Origin of the sequence: uncultured Methanobrevibacter sp., assembly GCF_947170395.1 — an archaeon.
GTDB lineage: Archaea > Methanobacteriota > Methanobacteria > Methanobacteriales > Methanobacteriaceae > Methanocatella.
In genome coordinates this window covers 17,710-44,511 of the sequence record NZ_CAMVTE010000002.1, presented here as the reverse complement: position 1 = coordinate 44,511, position 26,802 = coordinate 17,710, and the positions used below count along the sequence as shown (strand labels likewise).

At 37.3% G+C, this 26,802-nt stretch carries 27 protein-coding genes; 20 read left to right on the top strand and 7 right to left on the bottom strand.

The window, feature by feature from the left end:
- The first annotated feature begins 18 nt into the window (after positions 1–18).
- The gene (locus Q0W04_RS00875) at positions 19–1,044 is read left to right on the top strand and encodes a cobalamin biosynthesis protein (RefSeq protein ID WP_298499004.1); all 1,026 of its coding nucleotides are present in this window, start codon (positions 19–21) and stop codon (positions 1,042–1,044) included.
- The gene (locus Q0W04_RS00870; protein ID WP_298499001.1) at positions 1,041–2,057 is read left to right on the top strand and encodes a cobalt-precorrin 5A hydrolase; all 1,017 of its coding nucleotides are present in this window, start codon (positions 1,041–1,043) and stop codon (positions 2,055–2,057) included. The genes Q0W04_RS00875 and Q0W04_RS00870 overlap by 4 nt, the downstream gene beginning before the upstream one ends.
- A gap of 10 nt (positions 2,058–2,067) precedes the next feature.
- Here the strand turns inward: Q0W04_RS00870 and Q0W04_RS00865 are convergent, their stop codons facing one another.
- Complete coding sequence (locus tag Q0W04_RS00865) at positions 2,068–2,316, bottom strand: UPF0147 family protein (protein ID WP_298498998.1); 249 nt, start codon at positions 2,314–2,316, stop codon at positions 2,068–2,070.
- 65 nt (positions 2,317–2,381) lie between these two features.
- Between Q0W04_RS00865 and Q0W04_RS00860 the strand changes: the two genes are divergently transcribed.
- The gene (locus Q0W04_RS00860) at positions 2,382–2,639 is read left to right on the top strand and encodes a hypothetical protein (RefSeq protein ID WP_298498994.1); all 258 of its coding nucleotides are present in this window, start codon (positions 2,382–2,384) and stop codon (positions 2,637–2,639) included.
- Here Q0W04_RS00860 and Q0W04_RS00855 read toward each other — a convergent pair.
- Both Q0W04_RS00855 and Q0W04_RS00850 read right to left on the bottom strand, forming a co-directional pair.
- The gene (locus Q0W04_RS00855) at positions 2,636–3,223 is read right to left on the bottom strand and encodes a class II aldolase/adducin family protein (protein ID WP_298498991.1); all 588 of its coding nucleotides are present in this window, start codon (positions 3,221–3,223) and stop codon (positions 2,636–2,638) included. The genes Q0W04_RS00860 and Q0W04_RS00855 overlap by 4 nt on opposite strands.
- Before the next feature lie 9 nt (positions 3,224–3,232).
- Complete coding sequence (locus tag Q0W04_RS00850; RefSeq protein WP_298498988.1) at positions 3,233–4,930, bottom strand: DNA-directed DNA polymerase II small subunit; 1,698 nt, start codon at positions 4,928–4,930, stop codon at positions 3,233–3,235.
- A gap of 171 nt (positions 4,931–5,101) precedes the next feature.
- On the opposite strand from Q0W04_RS00850, the gene Q0W04_RS00845 reads away from it, so the two are divergent.
- From Q0W04_RS00845 to Q0W04_RS00830, 4 genes are read left to right on the top strand one after another with little or no spacing between them, the layout of a single operon-like run.
- Positions 5,102–5,599 carry a hypothetical protein gene (locus tag Q0W04_RS00845; protein ID WP_298498985.1) on the top strand — a complete coding sequence of 166 codons (498 nt, stop codon included), beginning with the start codon at positions 5,102–5,104 and terminating at the stop codon, positions 5,597–5,599.
- Positions 5,600–5,608: 9 nt separating this feature from the next.
- Positions 5,609–6,682, top strand: coding sequence for a precorrin-3B C(17)-methyltransferase (gene cobJ, locus Q0W04_RS00840; protein ID WP_298498982.1), 1,074 nt, complete (start codon positions 5,609–5,611; stop codon positions 6,680–6,682).
- Between the two features lie 10 nt (positions 6,683–6,692).
- Complete coding sequence (locus Q0W04_RS00835; RefSeq protein ID WP_298498979.1) at positions 6,693–7,295, top strand: potassium channel family protein; 603 nt, start codon at positions 6,693–6,695, stop codon at positions 7,293–7,295.
- 31 nt (positions 7,296–7,326) lie between these two features.
- Positions 7,327–8,580, top strand: coding sequence for a magnesium transporter (locus Q0W04_RS00830; RefSeq protein WP_298498976.1), 1,254 nt, complete (start codon positions 7,327–7,329; stop codon positions 8,578–8,580).
- Here the strand turns inward: Q0W04_RS00830 and Q0W04_RS00825 are convergent.
- Both Q0W04_RS00825 and Q0W04_RS00820 read right to left on the bottom strand, forming a co-directional pair.
- A complete protein-coding gene (locus tag Q0W04_RS00825) occupies positions 8,577–9,443 on the bottom strand; it encodes a TadE/TadG family type IV pilus assembly protein (RefSeq protein WP_298498973.1) in 867 nt (288 codons plus the stop codon). The genes Q0W04_RS00830 and Q0W04_RS00825 overlap by 4 nt on opposite strands.
- The gene (locus Q0W04_RS00820; RefSeq protein WP_298498970.1) at positions 9,433–10,380 is read right to left on the bottom strand and encodes a hypothetical protein; all 948 of its coding nucleotides are present in this window, start codon (positions 10,378–10,380) and stop codon (positions 9,433–9,435) included. Before Q0W04_RS00820 ends, Q0W04_RS00825 begins: the two co-directional genes overlap by 11 nt.
- 170 nt (positions 10,381–10,550) lie before the next feature.
- Here Q0W04_RS00820 and Q0W04_RS00815 point away from each other — a divergent pair, with 170 nt between their 5' ends.
- The 5 genes from Q0W04_RS00815 (at position 10,551) to amrS (ending at position 14,278) form a co-directional block, all read left to right on the top strand.
- Positions 10,551–10,949 carry a Zn-ribbon domain-containing OB-fold protein gene (locus Q0W04_RS00815; protein WP_298498967.1) on the top strand — a complete coding sequence of 133 codons (399 nt, stop codon included), beginning with the start codon at positions 10,551–10,553 and terminating at the stop codon, positions 10,947–10,949.
- The gene (cfbA, locus tag Q0W04_RS00810; protein WP_298498964.1) at positions 10,921–11,829 is read left to right on the top strand and encodes a sirohydrochlorin nickelochelatase; all 909 of its coding nucleotides are present in this window, start codon (positions 10,921–10,923) and stop codon (positions 11,827–11,829) included. Before Q0W04_RS00815 ends, cfbA (Q0W04_RS00810) begins: the two co-directional genes overlap by 29 nt.
- A 94-nt stretch (positions 11,830–11,923) precedes the next feature.
- Positions 11,924–12,418 carry a sirohydrochlorin nickelochelatase gene (cfbA, locus tag Q0W04_RS00805; protein ID WP_298498962.1) on the top strand — a complete coding sequence of 165 codons (495 nt, stop codon included), beginning with the start codon at positions 11,924–11,926 and terminating at the stop codon, positions 12,416–12,418.
- 74 nt (positions 12,419–12,492) lie between these two features.
- Positions 12,493–13,419, top strand: coding sequence for a thiamine-phosphate kinase (gene thiL / locus Q0W04_RS00800; RefSeq protein ID WP_298498959.1), 927 nt, complete (start codon positions 12,493–12,495; stop codon positions 13,417–13,419).
- Positions 13,406–14,278: an AmmeMemoRadiSam system radical SAM enzyme gene (gene amrS / locus Q0W04_RS00795; RefSeq protein WP_298498956.1), complete on the top strand. Its 873-nt coding sequence runs from the start codon at positions 13,406–13,408 to the stop codon at positions 14,276–14,278. The genes thiL and amrS overlap by 14 nt, the downstream gene beginning before the upstream one ends.
- On the opposite strand, the gene Q0W04_RS00790 is transcribed toward amrS, so the two are convergent.
- The gene (locus Q0W04_RS00790; protein ID WP_298498953.1) at positions 14,275–15,504 is read right to left on the bottom strand and encodes a DUF2264 domain-containing protein; all 1,230 of its coding nucleotides are present in this window, start codon (positions 15,502–15,504) and stop codon (positions 14,275–14,277) included. The two genes, amrS and Q0W04_RS00790, sit on opposite strands and share 4 nt — an antisense overlap.
- A gap of 100 nt (positions 15,505–15,604) precedes the next feature.
- Between Q0W04_RS00790 and hacA the strand changes: the two genes are divergently transcribed.
- The 5 genes from hacA (at position 15,605) to mmp11 (ending at position 19,825) form a co-directional block, all read left to right on the top strand.
- Entirely contained in the window at positions 15,605–16,849 is a 1,245-nt protein-coding gene (gene hacA, locus Q0W04_RS00785; RefSeq protein WP_298498948.1) for a homoaconitase large subunit, read from the top strand.
- A gap of 4 nt (positions 16,850–16,853) precedes the next feature.
- Entirely contained in the window at positions 16,854–17,333 is a 480-nt protein-coding gene (locus Q0W04_RS00780) for a 3-isopropylmalate dehydratase small subunit (protein WP_298498945.1), read from the top strand.
- Positions 17,308–18,315, top strand: a complete 1,008-nt coding sequence (locus Q0W04_RS00775) for an isocitrate/isopropylmalate family dehydrogenase (protein WP_298498941.1) — start codon at positions 17,308–17,310, stop codon at positions 18,313–18,315. The genes Q0W04_RS00780 and Q0W04_RS00775 overlap by 26 nt, the downstream gene beginning before the upstream one ends.
- Positions 18,316–18,462: 147 nt before the next feature.
- A complete protein-coding gene (gene ribH / locus Q0W04_RS00770; RefSeq protein ID WP_298498938.1) occupies positions 18,463–18,879 on the top strand; it encodes a 6,7-dimethyl-8-ribityllumazine synthase in 417 nt (138 codons plus the stop codon).
- A 7-nt stretch (positions 18,880–18,886) separates the two neighbouring features.
- Positions 18,887–19,825 carry a methanogenesis marker protein 11 gene (gene mmp11, locus Q0W04_RS00765; protein WP_298498935.1) on the top strand — a complete coding sequence of 313 codons (939 nt, stop codon included), beginning with the start codon at positions 18,887–18,889 and terminating at the stop codon, positions 19,823–19,825.
- Between the two features lie 542 nt (positions 19,826–20,367).
- On the opposite strand, the gene Q0W04_RS00760 is transcribed toward mmp11, so the two are convergent.
- A complete protein-coding gene (locus Q0W04_RS00760) occupies positions 20,368–22,083 on the bottom strand; it encodes a glycosyltransferase (RefSeq protein WP_298498932.1) in 1,716 nt (571 codons plus the stop codon).
- A 153-nt stretch (positions 22,084–22,236) separates the two neighbouring features.
- Here Q0W04_RS00760 and Q0W04_RS00755 point away from each other — a divergent pair, with 153 nt between their 5' ends.
- From Q0W04_RS00755 to Q0W04_RS00745, 3 genes are all read left to right on the top strand, one after another.
- Entirely contained in the window at positions 22,237–24,384 is a 2,148-nt protein-coding gene (locus tag Q0W04_RS00755; RefSeq protein ID WP_298498929.1) for a Tex family protein, read from the top strand.
- A 75-nt stretch (positions 24,385–24,459) separates the two neighbouring features.
- Positions 24,460–25,485 carry a 5-(carboxyamino)imidazole ribonucleotide mutase gene (gene purE, locus Q0W04_RS00750; RefSeq protein WP_298498926.1) on the top strand — a complete coding sequence of 342 codons (1,026 nt, stop codon included), beginning with the start codon at positions 24,460–24,462 and terminating at the stop codon, positions 25,483–25,485.
- Positions 25,486–25,493: 8 nt separating this feature from the next.
- Positions 25,494–26,747, top strand: coding sequence for a UbiD family decarboxylase (locus Q0W04_RS00745; RefSeq protein ID WP_298498923.1), 1,254 nt, complete (start codon positions 25,494–25,496; stop codon positions 26,745–26,747).
- Positions 26,748–26,802 lie beyond the last annotated feature (55 nt).

Sequence of the window (26,802 nt, the reverse complement as noted above, 5' to 3'; positions counted from 1 at the left end):
TTATATATAATATAAATTATGATTGAATATAATATAATTTTATTTAAATTAGAAGACATTATTTATTTTAAATTGTATTTATTTATTATATTCACTCTGTTGTTTTCACTTGCAATCGATGTCATATACGGTGAACTTCCAACCAGGATTCATCCTGTGGTGATTATCGGTTCGATTATAAATTTTTTTAAAGGCATTTTCATCGGCATTAAAAACAGATTGTCAGGGCTGCTGCTTGTTGTATGCACAATGTGTGTAATAAGTATTATAATGTATGTTTTATATTTCATTTCTTCTCTAAATGTTGTTGTTCTGTTTGTTATATTCACAGTACTATTGTCATCGACATTTTCGGTAAACATGCTACTTAAAACAGCCATGGACGTTAAGGATGATCTTGATGTGAGTCTTGAAAAGGCAAGAAAATCAGTATCATATCTTGTCAGCAGAAGCACTGATGAGCTGACGGAAAGCTTTATTGTTTCTGCTGTAATTGAAAGCATGACTGAAAACATAACAGATTCATACGTTGCTCCGATATTTTATTTTGCCATATTTGCCTGTGTTATTATGATTCATCCAATTGATAATCAGCTTTATTTTCTGCTTTTGATACCAATGATTTACAGGATGTTCAATACACTTGATGCAATGGTTGGCTATAAAACAGATGAACTTAAAGACATTGGTTATGTTCCGGCAAAACTTGATGATGTTTTAAATTATGTTCCTTCAAGGATTGCCGGCATTTATGTTGTTGTTGCAGCATATCTTCTTAAATTGGATAGTAAAAACAGCTATCACATAATGAGGCGTGATGCAAGAAACTGCCCTTCTCCAAACTCAGGATATACAATGGCGACAACAGCCGGTGCGCTCAACATTCAGCTGATAAAAAAGGATACTTATATTTTGGGTGATGCAAATAAAACTATAAATAAGGATGACATTACAAATGCCGTCAGTCTGTCCAGATTAACTATTATATTATTTACATTGACTGTTCTATTATTATTGACATTATTAATATATGTGATATTATGAAGATTGCAATCGTTTCAGTTTCAGATAAAGGATTCGAATTGGCAAATTGCCTAAAGGAAAAGTTGGATGAAGATTCAACAATAATCAAAACTGATTTGTATCATAAGGATGTTAAAAGGAATCTTAAAATAGCATTTTATGAATATGATGCAGTAGTTGCCATTATGGCTTCAGGAATTCTAATCAGAACTATTGCACCAATAATCCGCTCAAAGATTACAGATCCTGCTGTTATAAACATTGATGATAGGGGCAATTTTGTAATATCAACACTGTCAGGCCATTTGGGCGGTGCCAATAAACTGACCAACAAGATTGCCGATTTAATCGGTGCGCAACCGGTAATAACAACATCCAGTGATGTAAACTCCAAATTGGGAATAGATGTCCTTGCAGGGGATTTGTATTTGACTATCGACAATACCAAGGAGATACTGTTTTTCAACAAGGCAATTTTGGATGAAAGAAAAATCACATTGACTTTAAATCCCGATAAAAATTACGATTATCTGTTTGAATATCTAAACAGAAATACACTTGAAATGGATGTTTCAATTCAGAAATCTGTAAAAGTCAGTGCAGATGAAATACATGTCAGTCTTGATGACCATAAAATTGTTCTAAAGGAAAAAAAACTGGTTGTGGGAATAGGATGCAGACGTGGAAAGGAATGTGAAAAGATATTGTACGGTCTTGAAAAATCAATTAAAGATTTAAACATTCACAAATCAAGAATCAATCTTTTATCTTCTGCTGAAATAAAAAAGGATGAAAAGGGAATTCTTGAACTGTCAGAAAAATTGGATATTCCCGTTGAATTTGTCAGCATAGATAAGCTAAAGCTGTTTGAATCAAAAGATGTTCAAAAATCTGAATTTGTAAAATCAAAGTTTGGAATTTATGGTGTCTGCGAGCCTTCAGCTTTGATTATGGCAGGCTTTGATTCTAAACTGATTTATAAAAAGACTTCTTATGATGGCGTTACAATATCGATGGCTATTTCAAAAAATTAAAAAAGTAAAATTAGATGGATTCTAATTTTGATAAAACTTCCCAAATTAAAGTTCTTGCGTGAACTGGAATATTTGGATCGTTACTGATTTCGTCTAATTTTCCTAATACAGTACTTATTCTAACAGACTGATCTTGTTCTTCATCTTTTAATAAGTCACTGGACTCACTTGCTGCTTCTCGAATGTTACGAGGTACAGTATTGTTTTCTTTAATATATTCAAGTATTTCACAAACTTCATCTATTGTTTGATTGCTCATAATACTCCCTCCAAAAAATTATTAAAAATAAGTCAAATTAGTATTATAGAATATATTTGTTCGTAATGTCTTTAAATATTTTGTGGTATTTTTTGGTAAAAACAGAAAAAATCAGTAGAAAAATTTATATTAAGTTTATAATAGAATTATTAACCATGTCAGATATAAGCAAAACAACTATAAATTTACCAGTGGACTTGAAAAAAGAATTAAAAAAAATGGCTATCGATGAGGATACTTCTTTATCAGGATTAATCATAAAAATGATTGAAGAAGGTATGGCTAGCAGAAATAAAAGTAATGTTATTTCAGATGAAGATTAGATACTATCTTCAACTGAATTTAACATATAAGTTATAAACTGTGTTTTAGCAGATTCTTCAACGAATACTGCCAGAGATTCAGCTTCTTTTAAGTTTTCACTAATACAAATCACACCATGATTTTTTAAAACCAGCACATCACCGGATTTCAAACCTTCACTGGCCTTAACTGCAAGTTCATCAGTTCCGGGCTTTTCATATTCTATATCCGGAAGATATGGATTTTTGATTTCTCCAAAACCTTCAAGCCTTCTGATTCTTTTGTTTGAAAATGCAAATCCTGTAGCATATGGAGAATGTGTATGAACTATTCCGTTAACGTCAGGTCTTTTTTTATAGATTTCAAGGTGCATGTTCACTTCTGAGGATGGTTTTCCTTTTGTAAGCACATTTCCATCAATATCAACCAAAACAATGTGTTCTTCATCAAGATTTGCCAATGACTTTAACGTTGGGGTTATTCCAATTATATCTCCGTTTTCCCCCTTGAATCTTGCACTGATATTTCCGGCCTTTCCTGAAACCAGTCCTTTATCGTAAATGTTGTTTGCGACATTGATTATTTCATGGATGTTTTTTTTCATAAGATACCTCTATAAGAATTTAAAGTGTTTATATTTTCCTTTATGAATTACAGGAACTTCTGCAGGTGTAGGTTCAATGTTATAGATTTTTTGGAACTCTGTCTGAGTCTGGAAAGTACCTGAATTGATTAAATGAATTCCATTGAATCTTCTGTAGGTGTTAATGTGAACGTGTCCGGTATGGAATATGTCGGGCACTTCGTCAATGACAAGATAATCTTCAAGCTCAGAAGCCAGTGGTGTTCTTTCACCATAAATAGGTGCCAAGTGCCTTTTTTTAAGCAGTTCTTCCATCAGCAAATCATTTCTCTCGTGTGTGAACTGTTTGACAGCCATTACCAGATCGTCGAAACTACGGCCGTGGTATATCAGCACGTTAATGCCGTCAAGGGAAACCACACCCGGATTTGAAATGAATTCAACGTTGTCCAGTTCGTATAATGCCTTTGCGTATTCCTCAGGAACTGCAGGCTGAGGTTCCGCTACTCTGGATGCATCGTGGTTTCCGGGAGCGATAATGATTTTGATGTCGCTTCTGATGTTTCCTAAAAATCTTGCGGCCTCATTGTACTGTTGGGTAATGTCCTTGATGGCCAGTTCCTTTTCCTGGTTCGGATATACACCAATTCCGTCTACAATATCTCCACCGATAATGAGATATTTGACGTCTTCGGCAACCCTTCTTTGGTTTTCATCACCGTATTCACAGTTGATCCAATCGATAAATCTTGAAAATGCATCCTCAAGGAATGTCAGGCTTCCTATGTGAACATCAGACAAGAATACTATTCCAAAGTCCATTTCCTTTTCCGGAACCCTTAAGACACCTGGATTGATTATTTGCTGGCCGAAAGCAAAGTGTCTGTCATCACTTTTGTTTGCAATAACACCGATTACTTCGTCTTTTACTAACTTTTCGGCTTCTGCAAAGAGATCTTCATTGTTTTGAGAGAACAATACTGAAATTGTTCCGGTATCATCTTCAAATTCCACAATTTTATGGCCGTTTTTACTTGTCCTGATTTCACGAACCATCAAAATCAGGCTTAAGCTGTCCTGGGAATCATCGATATCTGCAATTTTTGTATAGTTTCTAAGTTCAGGCCTTTTTGAAAGGATATTCGCCAGTTTTTCATATCTGCTTTTGAAATATGTAATCAGGTTTTCAAGCTCACCGCTTGTATATGATTTTTTACTTGTATCCTGAATGATTTTAAAGTCATATTCAACGTTTGTTTTCTGCAAATTACGTTTGAACTGAATCTTTTCATCCTTGACGGTTTCTGATGCTTCAACAATTTCCTGATTGATGTGTTTTTCAGGCTTGTCGGAGTCCTTTTTCAAATTGTCAATTGAAATTGGTTTTTCTGTTTTTGGTTGTGGTGTTTTTTCAACTTTAGGCTCTATTTTTTCTTCATTTATTTTTGGTTTTTCAGCTTCAGGCTCTGCTTTTTTTTCACTTTTAACTTCAGTAATTGTTTTCTGTGTTGTTGTTTCTGTTTTGACTACATTACCTGTAATTTCATCAACGGTTTGGCCACTGACTGAAACCAAATCCTTTGATGAAAATTTATCACCCTTTAACTTAACTATCAATGAAGATGCAAAATCTAGAGGATTTTCTGCATTGATAACTTTATCATATGCTTCAGGTGATAGGTTTATTCCTTTTTTTGCAAATTTTAATAGAATTTTATTAGTTGACATATTAATTTAAATTTTAATTTTCTATGTTAATAAACTTTGAGAATTTGATTTTAAATTTTGAATTTGACCCTGTAATATTGATTTATAGTTATATTTATTATATATTAAAAATAGATTTTAAAATAATATAGTAAATTGTTATTGAATAACAAGTGTAATGATTGTGATAAAATGGCAAATAGGATAGTTAGAATAATTTTAATTGTTGTATTATTTATTGTATTTTTTGAATTGGGTCTTTTCGGTTCATATACTATTGTAACAGCTGAAGCACCTAATATTCAGGGATTAATAGATATGCAGATTTCAAAAATAACAAGCTTTTTCAGTCCCGAAACTGTAAATAATGTTTTGATTAAAGATCCAACTCCTATTACTATTTCTAATAAAAAGGACGTAGCTCTGAAAATGGAGGAGCTGTCGAAGGTTGATGGTGTTAATTATGAATCCATTAACGTAACCACCTATGAAGACACTGACAATGAGAAATTCAACGTAACAATTACCGCTTTGGGTTATGCGTCACCGAATTCAACTTCAGGTCAGATAGTCATTAGTCAGGATCCGTCATACAAGATTATAGCTAATGGTGTCGCTTCGTACAAGAGCGGTGGAATTATGGTCGACAAGGACTCCATAACTATAAACTCGGTTTTAAAACTATATTAGGATGATAATATGATTAATGTAATAGGAATTGGCCAGAATAGAGAAAACATGACTTTGGGAGCTGTAAAAGCTATTGAAGAATCAGATGTTATTATCGGATACAAGAAGTATATTAATCAGATAGAAGATTTGGTGGCCGATAAGGAAATTGTTAAAAAGGGTATGGGCGATGAAATAGCAAGAGCTGAATTTGCTATCGAAAAAAGCCTTGAGGGAAAGACTGTTTCACTGATAAGTTCCGGAGACCCTGGAGTATTCGGAATGGCAAACGTGCTTTATCAGATTTTAAGCAAATATGAAGATGTGGAAGTCAAGGTCTATCCTGGAGTTTCAGCATTGAATTATGCTTCATGTAAACTTGGAGCTCCTTTAAACGATTTTGCAGCCATCAGCCTGAGCAATATATTGACACCACTGTCAGAAATAGAAAAGAAACTGAAATATGCTCTTGAAGCCAATTTGATTGTGGCTATCTATAATCCAATAAGCAAAACCAGAAAAGAGCCTTTCAGAAGGTTTAAGCAATGCGTCACTGACATTAAAGGTGAAGATGCATTGATAGGTATTGTTGACAGTACATATGAGCCTGCAAAAGAGACAATCGTTAAAGTTAAGGATTTAACAGAAGACATTGTCAACATGTCCTGTACATTAATCGTCGGAAATGACCTGACTTACGTTCAAGACGGAAAGCTTGTAACTCCAAGAGGATATGTAATAAGGTCTAAAATCCATCCTTTATCACAGAATCATTATGAGAAATTCCTGAACGGTGAAGTAGTACACGGTCCTAACCGTGAATGTGATTTTTATCCGTGTCACTATGAAGGTCAATACTGTGATTTCTGCTATTGTCCGTTTTATCCATGCGGTGACTCTTCAACCGGCGGGAATTGGATTAAAGGTAAAAACGTTTGGAACTGTAAGGAGTGTATGTGGTTACACGAAAAGGAAAGTGTCGAATGTTTAAGAGAACCTTTGGAAAATATTTTAGAAGATGTTGAAGATTTAAAAACAAAGAAAAAAACTTTATTGAAGCTTAGAAGAGCTTGTTTATTGAAAAATAATCCAAATGATCTTTAGGTGAATTTAATTGTCAATCAAAAATTTATTAATTGAAATGAAAAACATGTCGGAACTGATGGTTGATTTGGCTTATTCCGCTATCTTATTTAACAGTAAGGCGGCAGCCGAAGAGGTTCTTACATTGGAAAATGAAGTCAATGCAATGAATTATGAAATCAAAAAGGAATCGCTGGTTGCAGCACGATCATATGAAGATGCTGAAAAATTGACAGCATTGCTTGAAATTGCAGAAGCTGCAGAAAGTATTGCAAATGCAGCAAAAGATTTAGCCGATTTGGTAATTACCGGTTTTAAACCACATCCTGTATTCAAGATGGTAATGGAAGAATCTGATAAAAGCATTGTAAGAGTTGTTGTAGATGAAAAATCAGATTTGGCCAATAACAGTTTAGGAGAGCTATTGTTGGTTAACCGTACAGGTATGAGGGTAATTGCAATCAGAAGAGGAACTTCCTGGATTTACGGTCCGGATAAAAATACAACCATTTTACCGAATGATACATTAATTTTAAAAGGTACAGAAGCTGGTGCTGATTTGCTTGAAAAGCTTGCAGCAGCAACCTGTTCTCTGGAAGACATTCCAGATGAATTAGAAGATGAAGATGACTGAGTGATAAAAATGATTATGGGTAGTGATATTTGTGAAGGAGTTAAGCCTGCAGAAGAGGATTCGCAGTTCACTATCCGAGTTTTATCTATATAACAGCAGCGTCATAAAAGAAGGATTGATTGCTCTTTTAATCTGCGCTGTCGGAGATTTGTTCGCCGGTATAATTTTAGGCAGAATGACCTTTTTCCTTGAAACATTTCCGGGTCTTTTGGTAATTATCCCTGGAGCTATCGGAATGAGAGGAAACATTTTCGGTTCATTCGCTTCAAGACTTTCAACCAATCTGCACATCGGTATAATATCTCCCGAATTTGAGTTTTCAGACGAATTGAATTATAACATATTCTCTTCATTTGTTTTAACACTTGTTTTATCCATATTCTTGGCTATCGTAGCGAAGGTTTTATGTATGCTTTTGCATCAGCCTTCAATGTCACTGATAGATTTCATACTGATTTGTGTTATTGCCGGAATCATTTCAAACTTGATTATGCTTCCGATAACAATGCTTGTCTCATTTAAAAGTTTTGAGCATGGATGGGACCCGGACAACATCACAAGCCCGATTATTGCTGCATTCGGCGATTTGTTTACCCTGCCGGCAATCATCGTATCAATATTCATACTTAATTTTATAAACTTTGATTTCATAGTGAAGGATATAGTTTTGGCCGCAATTGTAATAGCAGTTGTAATCAGTTTCATTTACTGTTACAGACTGTCATATGAGACAAAAACAATCATAAAGCAATCCATTCCTGTTTTGCTTTTATGTTCCTTTTTGGGAGGTTCCGCAGGAGCTATCCTAAACAGTTCGGTTGAAACATTGCTTACCAATCCGAGTCTTTTAACATTGCTTCCTCTATTTTCAGGAGAAAGCGGCAGTTTAATAAGTATTTTAGGTGCAAGACTGTCTTCAGGTCTACACTCCGGTTTGATTGAACCGCTCAACAGGCCTAACTTATATGCCATTGATAATTTTGTAATCTGTTTTGTCATTGCGATTGTAGTTTTCCCGATGATTGGAATTTTAGCAGAAACATCATCTGTAATACTTAAGACAGCAGGCGTCGGATTTTTAAACATCTCCCTTATAAGTACAATATCAGGTCTGATTCTGGTTACCGTAATGGTATTTCTGGTCTATTACGTATCAACAATTTCATATAACCATAATTTGGACCCGGACAATATTGTAATACCGATTTCCACAAGCATTACAGATTCAATTTCAAGTTTGATATTAATATCAATTTCATTGCTTGTTTTAGGCGCCTTAATCTAATACCATGCCTTCAATATCAGATTGCAGTCATTCACCCTAAAATAATCATAGCTGAGCTTTGATTTGTCAAATGTTTTTGGAACACAAACCAGCAATGCCTTTGCATGGGGCTTGTCGAAATGGATGAAAACTACTGCACTCGTATCATCATAGAAGCTGATTTCGGTGTTTAGATATATCCTATCCGAACTTGGGCTTTGCCAAGGTCTTGCCTTAACGACCCGGGTAGTGTCGATTACATATTTTACATCGTTTTTTTCCTGCTTGTCAATAAGCAAATAGTAATCCGAAGCACGCAGATTGCCGGGAAAGACTTTAAAATAGTTGCAGCTGTGTGTATCCTGTTTGTGTTTGTGATTGCATTTGCCTGCATTTTGGAAGGTTTTTATTACATATTTGTTGTAAAAATCACATTTTACAAGTCTGTTTACACTGAATACCTCACAATTTTCCTTATCGTTTCCTATTTTTACACTTGAAATACTACTCTCCCGAGGAATCAGTTCCATTGATGTTTTTATTTTGGAATCGAACATTTTTTCATCGACAAGCTTTTTGTAGTTTTTGGAAAGCGCCAGGAACTTAAAGTATGAAACGCTGTTTGGAATGGTTTCACCACCTTCATTAATGATTGCCAGTCCCGGCATTCCCTTTTTATTTTTCTGCCAGTTGTCAGGCACTCCCGGATTGTTTATAAGGTTGTCTATGGCTTCTGTGATTAGCACTTCAGTGTTTTCGCTTTCGGATGCCGTAATTGCCTTTTGGGTCATGATGTCTGAGAAGTTCAGCACAGCACCTGCAATTATCAAAATCACAATAAGCACAAGCCCTATTTCAATTGAAATGTTTCCCCTACTGTCCATCATCTTCACCTCCAAGTCCGTATTTTTTTCTGTGGGAACTGTCGAGAATCAGGCTGTCAAAATCATATTTATTGAGTTTTTCACCGTTGTAATGGTCATGAAATACCACATGGTCCGAACATGACACCGACCCGTTCGTAAGTGGGGTATGCGTTTGGATAAACACTTCCATTCCGTAATGCGGACAAACTGCCTTTCCCTCAAGCCTGCAGAGATAACAGCTTCCGTCTGCACTTTCATGAAAATAGCCATTTTTCAGACAGTCCTTAAGGACGCCGGGATCTCCGTGATGGATATAAGGGTCGTATGGACATTTCTTTATGAATTGAGGTGTTGTTGCAAAGGCATATGAAAACGGTGATTCGAGGTTTCTCAGTTTCAGATATCTTGTAAGGGCGTTTTTGTAGTTGAGCTTGTCTCCCTGCTTATATATTCCCGATGCTACCGACAGTTTGGCAACGGGCAGGGGGTCCTTGAGCCCTTCAATTGATGCGTTCTTTTCAACGATTTTGGAGTACCTGTTGTTGTTCTTTTCAATGTTTAGCTTTACTTTGAACAATATTTTCCATGGACTGTCGGTGTTTTCAACTGACAATACCTCAGAAGATATCTTCATGTCATATTTCTCTTCAAATTTTTCGTTTTCCTTATCCAACTTTTTTTCCAGATTCTTTTTGATTTCGCCTCTGCTGTCTGACAGCTTGTATGTATGGTAGACCCACTCGGTCGCATCATTGATTGACGAGCGGCCCAGAACCTCCAGGTTTCTTGTGTAGTCATCAATAACATATTTGAAATTATCGTTTTCGCTGGAGTCTATATTTTCATTTTCAATATAATTTATTGCCGTAAATACAAAAATAGCCATCAGCAGCAATGTTGTTATCAGAATAACTGTTGTTCCAAGTATTAGATTTCCATTTGAATCGATTTTCATTATTAAAAATATGGTGAAAAATGATAAATTTATTGTCGAAGTGCGACTTTATGATTTTACACAAATATGTATTAAAAATCTTGAAAATTCTTAAAATTAGTAATAAAAAAAATACTTATTTATATTATCATTTAGATATTATACATATTGAAAATATATGGAGGATTTACATGTCAGATACTGTTAGAACATGGCGTCATATACAACAGAGATACAATCTTATTGGTTCTAAATGTACTACCTGTGGAGAGTTATTCTTCCCATCCCGTGTAGTTTGTCCTAACTGCAGAAGAAAAGGTAATCTTGAACCATTCCAATTCAGTGGAAAAGGTAAAATTCACACATTTTCAATAATCAGATCAGCTCCTGACGATTTCAAGAAATCAGCACCATATGCTGTTGCTGTTATCGAACTCGAAGAAGGTGCAAAATTAACATCCCAGCTTGTTGACTGTGATGTTGATGACATTGAAATTGGTGATGATGTAGAAATGGTATTCAGAAGAATTAGAGAGGATGGAAAAGACGGAGTAATCTCCTATGGATACAAATTCAAAGTTATCAAATAATACTGCCGTTATTTTAGTTAGTCACGGAAGTACTCTACCTTATGCTGAAGAAGTATTCACACAAATCAAAGAAAAATTCATCAAGGCAACAGGTTTGGCTACCGAAATTGGTTACATGAAGGTTTCAGAGCCTACCATAGCCGGTGCAGTTGAAATACTTAAAGATGAAGTTGATGATTTGGATAGAATCATTGCACTTCCTGTATTTTTGGCTCCGGGGATTCACACAAACATTGATATACCGCAATTGCTTGGTTTGGAGCCTTTGGAAGAAGATCCAAGATGTCCTGATGGAAATTATCCGCCGGAACATTACCTGTCAATAGCCGATGATGTGGATTTTGACGGTGAAATCGAACTGTTGGAATCAATTGGACCTCGTGATGAACTTTTGGATATCATAGATAAAAGAATCGGGGAGGCTTTATCCGAATCCAAATTGGATGAGGATGCAAAAACCGGAATCCTGCTTGTCACTCACGGCTCAAGGCTAAATTACAATAAGGAATTTGCCACAGAGTTATATAATAAATTTGAGAAAACCTGTGATTTACCGTCAAGTTTCGGGTTTATGGAATTATGTGGTCCTAGCATTCCAGAATCCATCAATAAACTTGTGGATGAAAACGATTTGGAAAGATTGGTTGTCGTTCCGGTATTCATTGCACCTGGAATGCATACAACTCATGACATTCCGCACATCCTTGGATTTCTGGAAGCTCATGAACATGAACATTCACATGACCATGGCCACGACCATGATCACTCACACGACCTGACTCCTGTCGAGTTTGACGGTGAAATATTATATCCGCAGCCTATCAAGGCCGATGACATTCTGATAGATATTTTAGCTAAAATGGTAGATGAAAAATTATAATTTTTCATATTTTTTTTGAAAAATTTTTTTTTCAAGATAACTTAAATGAATTTAACTTACAACTTAATTATTAATCATTAAAGGATGATAAATCATGACTGAAAAAACTGGAATCTTACTTTTAAGCCACGGTTCAAGACTGGACGATGGTGAAGAAGTAATTAAAGCTTATAAAGAAATGTATGAAGAAGAATTTCCTGAAATTCCTGTAGAATACGGATTTATGGAAATCAGAAAACCGGGTATTCCTGAAACAATCAAAAAATTATCTGAAGAAAACGATTTGGACAAAATTGTCGTTGTTCCTGTATTTGTAGCTCACGGGCTTCACACAAAAAGGGACATTCCACAACTTTTAGGAATTGAAAGCGATTTTGATGAAGAATCCGTTTCCGGTCATCACCACCACCATCATGACCATGGACATGACCACGACCATGACCACGATCACGGACATCATCATCACCACCATCATGACCACGATGAAGAGGAAGTTCACTTTGATGGCGAAATCGTCCTGACCGACCCGTTAGGAATCGATACACGTTTATACGAAATCATTAAAGACAGAGTTTCAGATAATTTATAGTTTCTGAAACCTTTTTTTACCTTTTTTTTCAAATTTCTTAAACTATATTTATTTTAAGATAGATACTATAACTCATGAATTTAAAAGTATCGGATGTCGGTGAAAAGGAGCTAGTCAGATACATCATTTCAGCTTCAAACGATATCGTTGCAGATGATACGGCTATTTCCAAGTTGGATGGCACCAATTTGATTTCAACCTGCGACATGCTGATTCAGTCAAGGCATTTTCCCGAAAACATGTCATATTTTGAAATGGGGTTCAAATCCGTAACCGTCAATGTCAGTGACCTTGCGGCAATGGGAGCCAGTCCGCTGGGATTTTTACTGTCGATTGCAATACCGAAGGATTTGCCAATCGATGATTTTAAGCAAATAATAGATGGTGTGCTTGGCGCATGCAGTTTCTATTCCATTCCGCTGATTGGAGGCGATACAAATGAGGCATCCGAAATCATAATTTCCGGAACCGCACTGGGATTGTGCGACAAACCGTTGCTTAAAAATAGCTATTCTATCGGCGATTTGGTTGTCATTACAGGAGATATAGGTCATGCCGCTTTGGGATTCAACTTAAAGACCCAGGACAATATCTATTCCAAAAAGTCTTTAAAGCCAATAGCAAGACTTAAAGAGGGAATCATGATAAAAGAGGCCAATGCCACATCAGCAACTGACATTACCGACGGTCTTGCAAGCGAACTATATGAAATCAAAAAAGATGGCTTCGGTTTTATGATTTATGAGGAAATGCTTAATATTTCAGATGAATTTAAGCGGATGGCCAGACAACTGAATCTGGACTATCTTGATTTGATTTTACACGTGGGTGAGGATTTTGAATTGCTTTTTACAATCGCTAAAGAGGATTTGGAAAAATTGGATATGGATTATATAGTAATTGGTGAGGTAAACTCTTCGGATAAGGTGGAACTTACCTTACAAAACGATATTGTCATTGAAATTGAAAACAGGGGTTATGAGCATTATGTTAGTGAATAGCAATCTTTACAAGAAAAGCTCCAAATCACAGAAAGTCAGATGTGAGATATGCGCCAATTACTGCAAGATTTCTGACGGCAGTTTTGGAGTATGCAGACAGCACAAAAACATCAATGGCGAATTGCATGATGAAAGCTATGGCATAGTCTCATCATTGAGTCCGGATCCGATTGAAAAAAAGCCTCTCCATCATTTCATGCCCGGCACATTTACATACTCGATTGGTGGTTTTGGGTGTAACATGACATGTTTGCACTGCCAGAACTATATGATATCTCATGAGTATGACAAACTTTCAAGAGGCATTAAAATACTTCCAGAAACGATTGTGGAAAATGCAGTCAAGTATAATTGCAAATCCATTGCTTGGACCTATAATGAACCTACGATACACTTACCTTTCAGCAAAAAAACTTCCCTTCTTGCACGCCAAAGGGGCCTGAAGGTAATCTATGTCAGCAACGGTTATTTTTCAAGGCAGTCCATCGAAGAGGTTCTAACATTCGTCGATGCATTCAACATAGACTTGAAGTCAATGTCTCAGGAATTTTATAAAAAGGTCTGCGGTGCTGATTTGGATATCGTTCTGGATAATTTGAAAAGAATTTATCTTGAAGGAAAGCATCTTGAAATTACAAACCTGATTATCAACAATCACAATGATTCGAGCGAAGAAATAGAACAGTTATGTGACTTTGTTGTCGATGAATTGGGTCCGGAAGTTCCGCTTCATTTCACAAGGGCGTTTCCATATTATAAAATGAATGATATTTCTCCAACTTATGAATCAACTCTTTTTGAAGCGAGAAATATTGCAATAAAAAAAGGAATAGAATATATCCACTTGGGAAATATCTAAAAGTCAATTGACTGGTCTTTCTGGATTGGATTACCGTTCCATGCCTGAAGGCTGCTCCACTCTGCAAACGGTGAAGTCCAGAAAGGATCACTTTCCTGAAGTCCCAAAGCTAAAAATACTGAACAGCATAGGTACAGACTTCCTGTGTTAATGTCGCTTTCTGAAATATCTATTTGTGAACCGTTCAAACCGACAATCAACCATCCTGCACTGTTGAAGTTGGTATTGTCTCCAAACTGCTTTTTCAATATTTTTGTCAATGCGCATCTTACCTGAGCGGGATTTATGTTTCTAGGCAATATTCTCAATAACGCTGCCTGTGAAAGCAGGTGGAAAATGCCGCAACGGTATGAAAGGCAACTTCCTAATAGAGGATATGTACCTTCCGGTGAAATTACCCTTTCAAGTTCGGAAGCCAATCTTGATGATCTCATCAGTTGCACATCCAGGAATTCACCTTCTGCAATTCCATATTTTCTCATGACCTTTAAAATGTCGTTTAGCATAGGGTGAATGACGATACTGTTGAAGTATCCCATTGTAAAGTCTTCTCCATCAGAGTAGATTCCGTCTCCAATATAAAATTCATCTCTGAATCTGCTGATTCCATAACTTAAACGCTCTTTGTCACATTCTCCTGTGAATTCCAAAAGAGCAGCTTCAATCATGGATGTAAATAACAGCCAGTGATTTTCATAGGGTGCTATAACCCTTGTATTTTTAAGTTCACGGATGATTCGAGCCTGGTCATCCATTTGTAAATTGAGCCAGATTTCATTTTTGGCCCTGAGTAATCCTTGAGCAAAAAGAGCAACGTCAACCAGAGACTGTTTAGGTTCCACAACAAAAATGTAATCGTTATGATTCGGATTGACCGCATTTGAAATAGCCTTTAACGTTAATCTTATGTATTTTTCACGAAGTATGCCTTCCTCTGAACTGTCAGGTCCGAGTTCCAGCCAGGATGATATTCCATTGAATACACGTGCAAACGCTTCAAGGTATGAAAACTTCTGTCCTTCAAGACTGGTTGATTCATAAGGCATGTTTTTTCTCAATGAACCTTTTGCAAGGTTGGTTAAAACCGGTAAGGTTATTTTTCGCATCATTGAAATCCAATATTCTCTATCTTCAATGACTGTTGTGGTTTCTTCAATTACAGGCTCTTCTTTTTTCCTAAATCTTTTTAAAATTGAATTACTCATGACATATATTTTGTTATACATTATATATAAACATTAAAAAATCAATTTTCACTTAAAAATAAAACGAACTTATATATTTTATAAAATATAAATAATTATCATTATTAAGAGGTTTAAAATTATGCCAACCATGTCTGAAAAAATATTAGCAAAGGCATCCGGAAAGGATGAAGTTGAAGCCGGAGACATAGTTATTGCAAACATTGACGTTGCAATGACACACGACTTGACCGGACCGCTTTCAGTGGAATCATTTGAAAAGATTGGTGCTGAAAAGGTTTGGGATCCATCGAAAATTGTCATTCCGTTTGACCATCAGGTTCCTGCAGATTCTATAGACTCCGCTAATAACCATCTGATTATGAGAAGGTTTGTAAAGCAGCAGGGCATTGAAAATTTTTATGATGTCAATGCAGGGGTCTGTCATCAGATACTTCCGGAATTGGGTCATGTCGTGCCCGGAGAAGTTATTGTAGGTGCCGATTCACATACATGTACTCATGGAGCTTTAGGAGCTTTTGCCACCGGTATAGGTTCAACCGATATGGCAATGGTATTTGCAGAGGGTAATTTATGGTTTAAGGTACCCGAAACAAACAGATTTGAAATAACCGGAAAACTGAAGGAAAATGTTTATGCAAAGGATGTTATCCTGCATATAATCGGTAGTATCGGCGCTGACGGTTCAACATATAAGGCCTGCGAATTTGCCGGAAAAACCGTTTCAGACATGAGCGTGTCAGATAGGATGGTTTTATGTAACATGGCAATTGAAATGGGTGGAAAAACAGGATTGGTGGAGCCTGACAGGAAAACAATCGAGTATGTTGAAAGCCGCTCTTCAAAACCGTACAATGTTTATAAAACCGATTTGGATTCCCCATCTCTTAATATAATTGATATTGATGTATCTGATTTGGAGCCACAAGTGGCCTGTCCTCATCATGTGGATAACGTAAAGCCGGTCAGTGAAGTTGACAAGCAGATTGACCAGGTGTTCATCGGGTCATGTACCAATGGAAGATTAAGTGACCTTAGAGACGCCGCAAAGATATTGAAAGGCAAAAAGATAGCTAAGGATACCAGAATGCTTGTCATTCCAGCTTCAAAAGAGGTTTATTCAAAGGCATTGGATGAAGGACTAATCAGAATATTTGTTGATGCAGGAGCGCTTGTATCCGCTCCTTGCTGTGGTCCGTGTCTGGGAGGACATACAGGAATTATCGGGCCTGGTGAAGTAAGCCTTTCAACTTCTAACAGAAACTTTAAAGGAAGACAGGGCTCACCGGATGGTGAAGTCTATCTCTCTTCAGCGGCCGTAGCTGCGGCTTCAGCCATTGAAGGAAGAATAGTGGCACCGGAGTGATATTGTGAAAGGAACTGCGTGGAAATTTGGAAATGATATTGATACGGACATTATTGTTCCGGGAAGATATTTGATTTACACTGATGAAGAACGGCTGTCCAAACATTGCATGGAAGGTCTGGATGCGGATTTTCACAAAAAGTGCAAAAAGGGAGATTTCATTGTAGCCGGAAAAAATTTCGGATGCGGATCTTCTAGAGAACATGCTCCAATAGCGCTTAAGGGCGTTGGAGTTGCTGCCGTAATTGCGGAATCCTTTGCAAGAATTTTCTATAGGAATGCCACCAATGTAGGCGTTCCCCTTCTTGAAGCTCCCGGAATTACAGGTCTTGTTGAAGACGGCGAAGAAATTGAAGTTGACATGGAAAAGGGAATTATAACCAATAATAATGGAGATTCAATTGAATTTAAAAAATTGCCTCCATTCATGTTGGAGATTCTAGAACAGGGTGGTTTGATTGAGTACCTCAAAAACAAAAGATAAATATCAGATAGCTATTGTTCCGGGCGACGGAATCGGAAAGGAAGTTATGGAAGCTACAATTCATGTTCTTGACAGCCTGGGCATTGATTTTGATTATGTCTATGGCGAGGCCGGAGACGAATGCCTTGAAAGGACAGGTACTGCACTTCCGCAAAAAACCCTTGAAATCATTCGCAGCTGTGACGCATGCCTTTTTGGTGCGGCAGGCGAAACCGCAGCTGATGTAATCGTTAAGATACGTCAGGAAATGAAGATGTTTGCAAACCTAAGGCCTGTTAAATCTTATCCAAATACAAATGCGCTGTTTGACAATATCGATTTCATGATTGTGCGTGAAAATACCGAAGGAATGTATATTGCAGATGAAGAGGAATATACAGATGAAGGCGCAGTTGCAAGACGTATCATAACAAGAAAAGCAGAAGAACGCATAATCGATTACGCATTTAATTATGCAGTAGAAAACAACAAATCCAAAGTTACTGCAGTTCATAAAGCTAATGTATTGAAGAAAAGTGACGGTTTGTTTAAGGACATTTTCTATGAAGTTGCAAAAAGATATCCGGACATTGCAACCGAGGACTTTTATGTCGATGCAACGGCGATGTATCTTATTACACAGCCTCAAAACTTTGAAGTCATCGTAACAACAAACCTTTTCGGAGACATCCTCTCAGATGAGGGTGCCGGTCTTGTAGGCGGTTTGGGACTGATTCCATCTGCCAATATAGGTCATGATGCAGCATTGTTTGAACCTGTTCACGGTTCTGCACCGGACATTGCAGGAAAGGGCATCGCAAATCCTATAGCAATGATGCTGTCTGCTGTAATGATGCTTAAATACATTGGTGAAGGCGAAGCCTCAGACAGGTTTGAAGAGGCTATTTTAAAAGTACTGAATGACGCTAATATTTTAACCGGTGATTTGGGAGGTTCCGCTACAACAATGGAACTTGCCGAAGCGGTTAAAAATAATCTATAAAAAAATAATGGAGTAAAAAAATATGAATTTCAAAAAATTGAGTAGAATGCAATTGGCTGCACTTTTTATCATATTCATTATGGTAGTAAGTGGGGTAGCAGGATTCTTACTGATTATATTCGGATAAACTAAAAAGAGGTAGATAAAATGGCAAAATATGAAATAGCAGCAGTGGTTGCTGAATTTAATTATGATATTACACAAATGATGTTGGAATTAGCTCAGGCTGAAGCTAAAAACAGAGGATGCGAAATCACTAAAGTGGTAGCTGTACCAGGCGTATTTGACATGCCTCTTGTAATCAAGAAATTATTGCAGAAAGACGAATATGATGCAATCATTACCTTAGGTGCCGTAATTGAAGGTGCAACAGACCACGACCAAATTGTAGCACAACACGCTTCCCGTAAAATCGCTGATTTAGCACTTGAATACGACACTCCTGTAGCACTCGGTATCACCGGTCCTGGAATGACAAGAATGGATGCTCACAGACGTGTCAAAAACGCAAAAAGTGCAGTTGAAGCAGCAATCAAAATGTGTGACAGATTAAAAGAAATTTAGTGATTAGATGGAAATCTTAAAACCTGACGAATTAAGAGAAAAATTTCAAGATCCGTGGATTGCACCATACCAGAAGGTTCTCACCATGGTGGATGGTGACAAGGTTGAAATCGTAGAATACCATCCGTGCATTTCAGGATCCCATTGGTTGCTGAACCAATACAGAAACAATTCAGAATTAATCGATTCAGCTTACCGTGATGGAAACAAGCATGTCTATTCCTGTCATGTCGGAAGCGCTCCCCTTGACTTGAAGGCCAGTTTCAACGCTGCAGGGATTGACGAAATCATCGTCGACGGCGATGAAGTTAAGGTAACTCATGCAGGTCTTGCCGGAGCGGGTGTCGGTGCCGGAATGTGCAGAGGAATGGGTGAAGGCGTTAAGTATGTTGAGCTTATTCAAGTCGGAGGCGGTTCAAAAGCCGGTAAGGCAACCGTTGTAACACCTAAACTTGAAAAGGTCGTCATTGGTGTAGATGACACTGACACCAAGGATGCCGGCGCTACCTGGACCATGGCACATAATTTGGGCGTTGAACTTGCAGGTGAAGGTTTTGAATACCTTGACCACATTATTGTTCAGCTATATCCGCACAATCCTCACAAGACTCAAAACTGCGTTTCAATTGCATTGACATTTGCAGTTGAAGAATCCAAAAAGCAGGAATTGATTGATAGGGTTATTGAAATTCTTAAAAGGGACACTTTATCTGATAAGACAGCCATAGCCATTTTGGAAGGCCTTGATATTCCTGAAAAATTAAGGGAATATTCAATCGCTACAAAATCAGGCATGATGGATGTTGAAACTGCTGAAAGTGTTGCAGAAGAATTGGGTATTCCTTTGATTGCCGTAACAGGCGAACAGGGAAAAGTTGGAGCTTTGGCAGCTTTAGGTCTTTATGATGATGTTGAAGAAGCTGTAAAAGCATATGACAAAAAATAATCTAAGATATTTTCTTAGATTCTTACTATTTTTTTTAAAATAAGTTTTTTTTAATAATGAAGAAAGGATTTTAATGTATATCCTTTCTATATTATTAAATGGAAATATAAATCCATTTTAATATTCGCCGATGTATATTAGTAGTTTTTTTTAGTATTTAAATTTTTTTAAATATCTTCAATGTAATACTTTTTATAAAATAAGTAATAACATATATTCATTTGAACTATAAAAATTCATTTAATAAATGTTGGAGATGTGAAAACATGGAAATATTCGTCGAATTAAATCTCCATTGGAGGGAAGTTATGGCTCCAGTACTCCTTGATGGCCTTATTTTTTTAGTCATCTCGTACCATTGGTCAATTTGGGCCTTACTTAGTAAGTAAGTCTGGTGAGATAATTGTTCACTCGAAAGCAAAAATAGGTTATAGTTTTCAAGGTGAGGGTTTTTCAAAAACAAAATCCTGTGAAGTGGAATTTTAATGCGGACATATTTTGTCTAGTTTGAATGATTTCTAGGGTGGGTGTTTACTCACCTTCTAAACTTCTTCAATATATAAATTTAAGAAATTGCCTTGCTCGGATCTTACAAATTGCTTTATTGAGGTATTGTTTCTGTCTACAAATACAATTTTGATTTCATGGCCATTGTAGGTAAATTCGCTGTCGCTGAATGTATGGTTTGTGCATGTAACTGATTTTACTACCACGTCATTGACTGTAATGTCATATGTGGAGCCGTCTCTGAATATTCCAAATGAGGTGGTGACAGATTCATTGTCGATAAACACTTCAAAGTTGCATCCCTCCTTGTCCCTTGAGGATACTGTGAATTTCTCTATTGCGGTAATGTTGCCGCTTTCATAATGGTGGAGCACTCCAACGCCTTCAAATACCTCTTTCAAACGGCTGTTTTGAATCACGGCATCTGTTTCCACATTCAATTCTTTTTTAGCATCAAGCGGTAATCTTATGATGTCCTGGTCGCCCGGACGTGTGCTGTTGATGGTATAGGCTTTACCATCAATTACCATGGTATCGTTTACCTTGATACCCAGCGTCATCATGGCGTCTTCAGGCATCCTTATCTGGTCTGATTCATTTTCGATTGCAGTATCTATGGTGAACGGACCTCTTGCGGTAATTGAATTTTCCCTTGGGGAGTCATCCGCATAGATAATCAGGTTTCTTGAGTTCGGTTCAACTGAAATCACACCATTTTCGAAATGGGCTGCACCGATGAATGTTGAAATCATCAAAAGCAATATGATAATGGATATAATCATTGGAAAGTGGATTTTGATAAATGATCTTATTAGGCTTCCCTTCGGTGTCTTTCTAAACATGACAATGGATTTCACAATGACTCTGATGATGTAGTAGATAGCTATTATCATTCCGATGATGCTTATTATAACGGCAAGAACCAGCGGAACAAATTTGACAAAGAATATTATAAACAGTCCGAGAATCACCAGTGACAATCCTACGATAGCCATTCTGATATAGTATCCGATATCGTCAATCATTGTAACCCTGCCGTACTTGTTGGCACGGCTGATTATGGTTCTTACAACTTCGTTTGCCATTATGTTTAAATCGGCAAGAGGGGACATGTCATGCTGAATCGCACCGATGTCCACTTCCATTATAGAGATTCCCAAAACGTCAGCGTCGATAACGATACCTACATCGACACCGTAGTCCATTTCAAAATTAATTTTCTTCAGTACTTCCTTACGTGCCGCAAACTGACCGCTCAATGGCTGTTCGAATGAAATTTCCGGGAAGAAAAAGTTCAGTAAAGGTTTTGCGGTAAGTTCGGTTACGCGTCCACTTTCACGGGCAAATTTAGTTTTTGTAATTTCAGCTTTGCCTTCAAGGATAGGCCTTATCATAGCTTCAACCTTTTTGGAAGTGAGGTTGTAAATGTCAGCATCGATAAATGCTATGATATCACATTCCGCTTCCTTAAAACCAGTGTTTAAAGCTTCACCTTTTCCCTTGTTGGTTTCGTGATTAATTACAATGGCACCAGCTTTTGTTGCTTCGGCTTCGGTATTGTCGCTTGATCCATCATTAACGACGATGATTTCATCTACAAACGACACTTTATTGACCACTTCAACAACTTTAGAAACTGTATCCTCTTCATTGTATGCAGGTATGATTACCGAAACCTTCTGATATTTTTTTGGCTTTTCAGTTTTTATGCCTGCAAGTAGAAATGCAAGAAGTACAATAAACCAATACACTAAATTCACCGTTATTATTTTAATTATTTATAAATTTATCCTTTAAGTAATATAAATAGTATTGTCATTTTGGGGCTTTTTTGTTAGAATAATAAATTTTAAATTATTTGCAAGTCAATAATGAACTATATTTAGAAATAGGACTGTAATTTGATGATAGCTCAAACACTTGAAAAGGAATTAGATTTAGCCGATTGGCAAGTAAAAAAAGTAATTAACTTAATTGATGATGGAAATACAATACCGTTCATTGCCCGTTATAGAAAGGACGTTACAGGGTCTTTGAATGATGAAACCTTAAGGAAATTTGATGAAAGGTTGAAATATCTTAGAAATCTTGAAAACAAAAAGCAGAAGGTCATAAAAAGAATTGACGAGCTTGGAAGTTTGGACGATGATTTGAAAAAAAGGATATTGAACGCCTCCACCCTGGTTGAACTTGAGGATTTGTACCGTCCCTTCAAGTCTAAAAAACAGACAAGAGCCACCAAGGCAAGAGAAAAGGGCCTTCAGCCTCTGGCCGACATCATACTTGGCCAGGAAGTTACCCAACCGGTTGAAAAAATAGCCGAATCATATATCAGCGATGAGGTGAAAACTACAGATGAAGCTATTCAGGGTGCTCAAGACATCATTGCCGAGGTGATTTCAGATAATTCTGATTTTAGGGGAAAAATTAGAAAAAACACTTTTTTTACAGGCCAGATTGAGACAAAAGTTAAGGATAAGGAAATATCAAAAGAATACGATACCTATTACAATTATGCAGAAGACATTAAAAGGATTCCTCCCCACAGGATATTGGCCATCAACAGGGCTGAAAAGGAAGGAGTAATCAGGGCCAAAATCACCTGCGACATTGATGAGGTACTTAAATACCTCTCAAGACACACATTAAAAAACATTTCCAATATTCCCGAAAAGATTGAATACAACCGCCACACCACTCCAATAATAAAGGATTCAATTGAAGATTCCTACAAGAGGCTTATTGCACCTGCGGTTGAAAGGGAGCTTAGGAACTATTTGACCGAGAAGGCTGAAGAAAAGTCAATTGAAGTGTTTGCCCAAAACCTGAATCAGGTCCTTATGGAATCTCCCCTGGTCGGCAAAACCATTTTGGGATGGGACCCGGCATTCAGAACAGGCTGCAAGCTGGCCATCATTGACGAGACAGGAAAGGTATTGGATACCGCTCTCATTTATCCTACCGAACCTCAAAAAAAGGTCAAACAGTCCATCAAAACTGTCCGTGATTTGATTGACAGATACGACATTAATGTCATAGCCATCGGAAACGGAACAGCTTCCAGGGAATCCGAAGAAATTGTAGCTCAAATTATCAAGGGAACCGATGTGGAATATATCATCGTTAATGAAGCCGGCGCATCAGTTTATTCAGCTTCCGAGCTTGCCGATGAGGAGTTTCCGGATTTCTCAGAAGGTGAGAGAAGCGCAGTTTCAATTGCAAGAAGACTTCAGGATCCCCTTGCCGAGCTTGTAAAGATTGACCCAAAATCAATTGGCGTCGGTCAGTATCAGCATGACATGAACCAGAAGCAGCTTACACAATCCCTTGACGGCGTTGTTGAAAAGGTAGTAAATGAAGTGGGTGTGGACTTGAATACCGCATCATACAGTCTGCTTAACCATGTTTCAGGAATAGGAAAGACAACCGCCCAAAATATCGTTGAATACAGAGATGAAAACGGAAGTTTTACAAACAGAAAAGAGCTTTTGAAGGTTAAAAAGTTAGGTAAAAAGACCTTTGAGCAATGTGCAGGTTTTGTAAAGATTGACAATCCGGACTATCCTTTGGACAATACTACAATCCATCCCGAATCCTATGAAGTCACCAAAAAACTGCTTAAAAGCCTTAATTATTCACTTGATGATGTTGGCTCTTCCAATTTGAAACTCGATAATCTGGATTTGGAATCCATTTCACAGGAGCTTGACGTTGGAATAGAAACACTTAAAGACATTATATCCGAGCTGAAAAAACCGGGCCGTGACCCTCGTGAAGACATGCCGAAACCGATACTTAGAAAGAACGTATTGTCGATTGAAGATTTGGAAATCGGAATGATAATGCAGGGAACAGTCAGAAACATTGTTGATTTCGGTGCGTTTGTTGATATTGGTGTTCATCAGGACGGTTTGGTCCACATATCACAGCTGGTTGAAAATCAGTATGTAAAACACCCTCTTGATATTGTCAGTGTCGGTGAAATTGTGGACGTTAAAGTATTGGATGTTGATTTGGCAAGAAACAGGATTCAACTGTCAATGATTATCTGATGAGGCAAATATTCAAATTTATTAATAACTTTTGATAAAATAATTATATTCATAATTTGTTTTAGAAGGGATTAAATGACACCAAAAATAATGATAATTCTTGGAAGCGGTTCGGATATTGCTGTTGCAGAAAAGGCAATGGACGTTTTAGATAAACTTGAAATACCATATAGCTTGAAAATAGCATCTGCCCACAGAACACCGAATCTTATCCGTGAACTTGTTTCTCAAGCCAGTGATGCTGGAATTGAAGTTTTCATTGGTATTGCAGGACTTGCAGCTCACTTGCCGGGAGCTATTGCAGCTTATACTCCAAGGCCTGTTATTGGGGTTCCGGTTGATGTAAAGACAGGTGGAATTGATGCTCTGCAGTCTGTTGTTCAGATGCCGTATCCGTCTCCTATCGCAACTGTTGGAATAGATAGGGGAGATAATGCCGCAATACTCGCCGCTCAGTTTATAGCCATTCATGATGAGGAAGTACGTAGAAAGATAATTGATTTGAGATGGACTTATGCCGAAAAGGTCTATACAAGCAATGAGGAAATTGTTCAAAAGATTGACAGGCCGTATATCCAAAACGATTTTTTAAGAATTAAAAATCTTGAAGTCAATGGGGTTAAGATTGATGAGGATGCGGAAATATCATGTAAAAACGAAGATGCTGAAGTGGTAGTAATCGTTGGAAGGCAAACCGACCTGCCGACAGCCAAGAAGGTTACAGTAATTCTTGACAGGCTTAAGATTTCCCATGATACAAAGGTAGTCTGTCCGATCAGGTCAAATAAAAAGTTCACAAATTATGTAAAGTGCATGAAGAAAGCCAAAATATTTATTGGAATCAGTTCCAACTCCTCACAGGTTACAGGAGGAATTGTAGGCATTACAGACAGGCCGGTAATTGGCGTTCCATGTACAAATGAAAACGGTGATGATTATATGCTTACAACAGTAAGTATGCCGCCGGGCGTTCCTGTTGCAACCGTGGGAATCAACAACGGTAAAAATGCGGCTGTTCTGGCCGGTGAAATTCTTGCTATTAAAGATCCGAATATTACAGAACTTTTAGATAAATTGAAAGACAAGAAAATTAACTTATAGGCGATACTATGAAAATTGATGACAATAACATAATTGAAATTACAGAAGAGCTTTCAGATGAGTTTGAAGTTGCAAAGGTTTTAAGGCAATATCCAAAAGACACTGTAATAGTAAAAAACGTTAAGGGATTTGACATGCCGGTAATTTCAGGCATCTGCAATACAAGGGAAAAGATAGCCAAATCAATCAATTGCGAAGTTTCACAGATTACCCAAAAAATTATCGATGCCATGGAAAAGCCTATAAAAGTCGATAAGTTCACTGATTTTTCAGATTATGAAACTTTGGATGTTGATTTAAGCAAAATTCCAATTTTAACTCATTACAAAAGGGACGGCGGAGCATACATCACTGCAGGCGTTGTCTTTGCACGTGACCCTGAAACAGGTATCCAGAATGCATCAATTCACAGAATGATGGTTTTGGATGACAAAAGGCTTGTTATCAGAATAGTTCCAAGAAACCTTTATACCTATTTCCAGAGGGCTCAAAAGCTGGGCGAGGATTTGGAAATTGCAATAGCCATAGGAATGGATCCTGCAATTCTGCTTGCAAGCACAACCTCAATTCCAATTGATTATGATGAAATGGATGTGGCCAATGCATTCAAGAACGGAAACCTTGAGCTAATTAAATGCGGCGATTTGAATGTCCCTCAGGCCGATATCATTCTTGAAGGTAAGATATCAGTAACCGAAACAGTGCCTGAAGGTCCTTTCGTTGACCTCACAGATACCTATGACATAATCCGTGACCAGCCGATTATAAACCTTGAGACCATGCATATTAAAAAGGATGCGGTTTATCATGCAATCATTCCGGCCGGATTTGAACATAAACTCCTGCAGGGCCTTCCACAAGAGCCAAGAATATTTAAGGCTGTTAAAAATGCAGTTCCTACAGTTGAAAATGTTGTTCTAACCGAAGGCGGATGCTGCTGGTTGCACGCAGTTGTCTCCATTAGAAAACAGACCGAAGGAGACGGAAAAAATGCGATAATGGCTGCATTGTCTGCACACCCTTCACTTAAGCATTGTGTGGTAGTCGACACCGACGTCAATGTTTTCGATGCCGAAGATGTTGAATATGCAATATCAACACGTGTGAAAGGTGACAGGGATATAATGATTGTTCCTAATGTAAGGGGTTCATCTCTTGATCCGGTCGCTGAAAGTGATGGAACAACTACAAAAATAGGTGTGGATGCAACCAAATCTTTAAAAACCTTAGAAAAATTCGAAAGAGTAAGTTTCGGTGAATGAAACTACTCCATTTTTTTAATTTTAACCGGTTCAAAATGTATATAACCGGTCAATA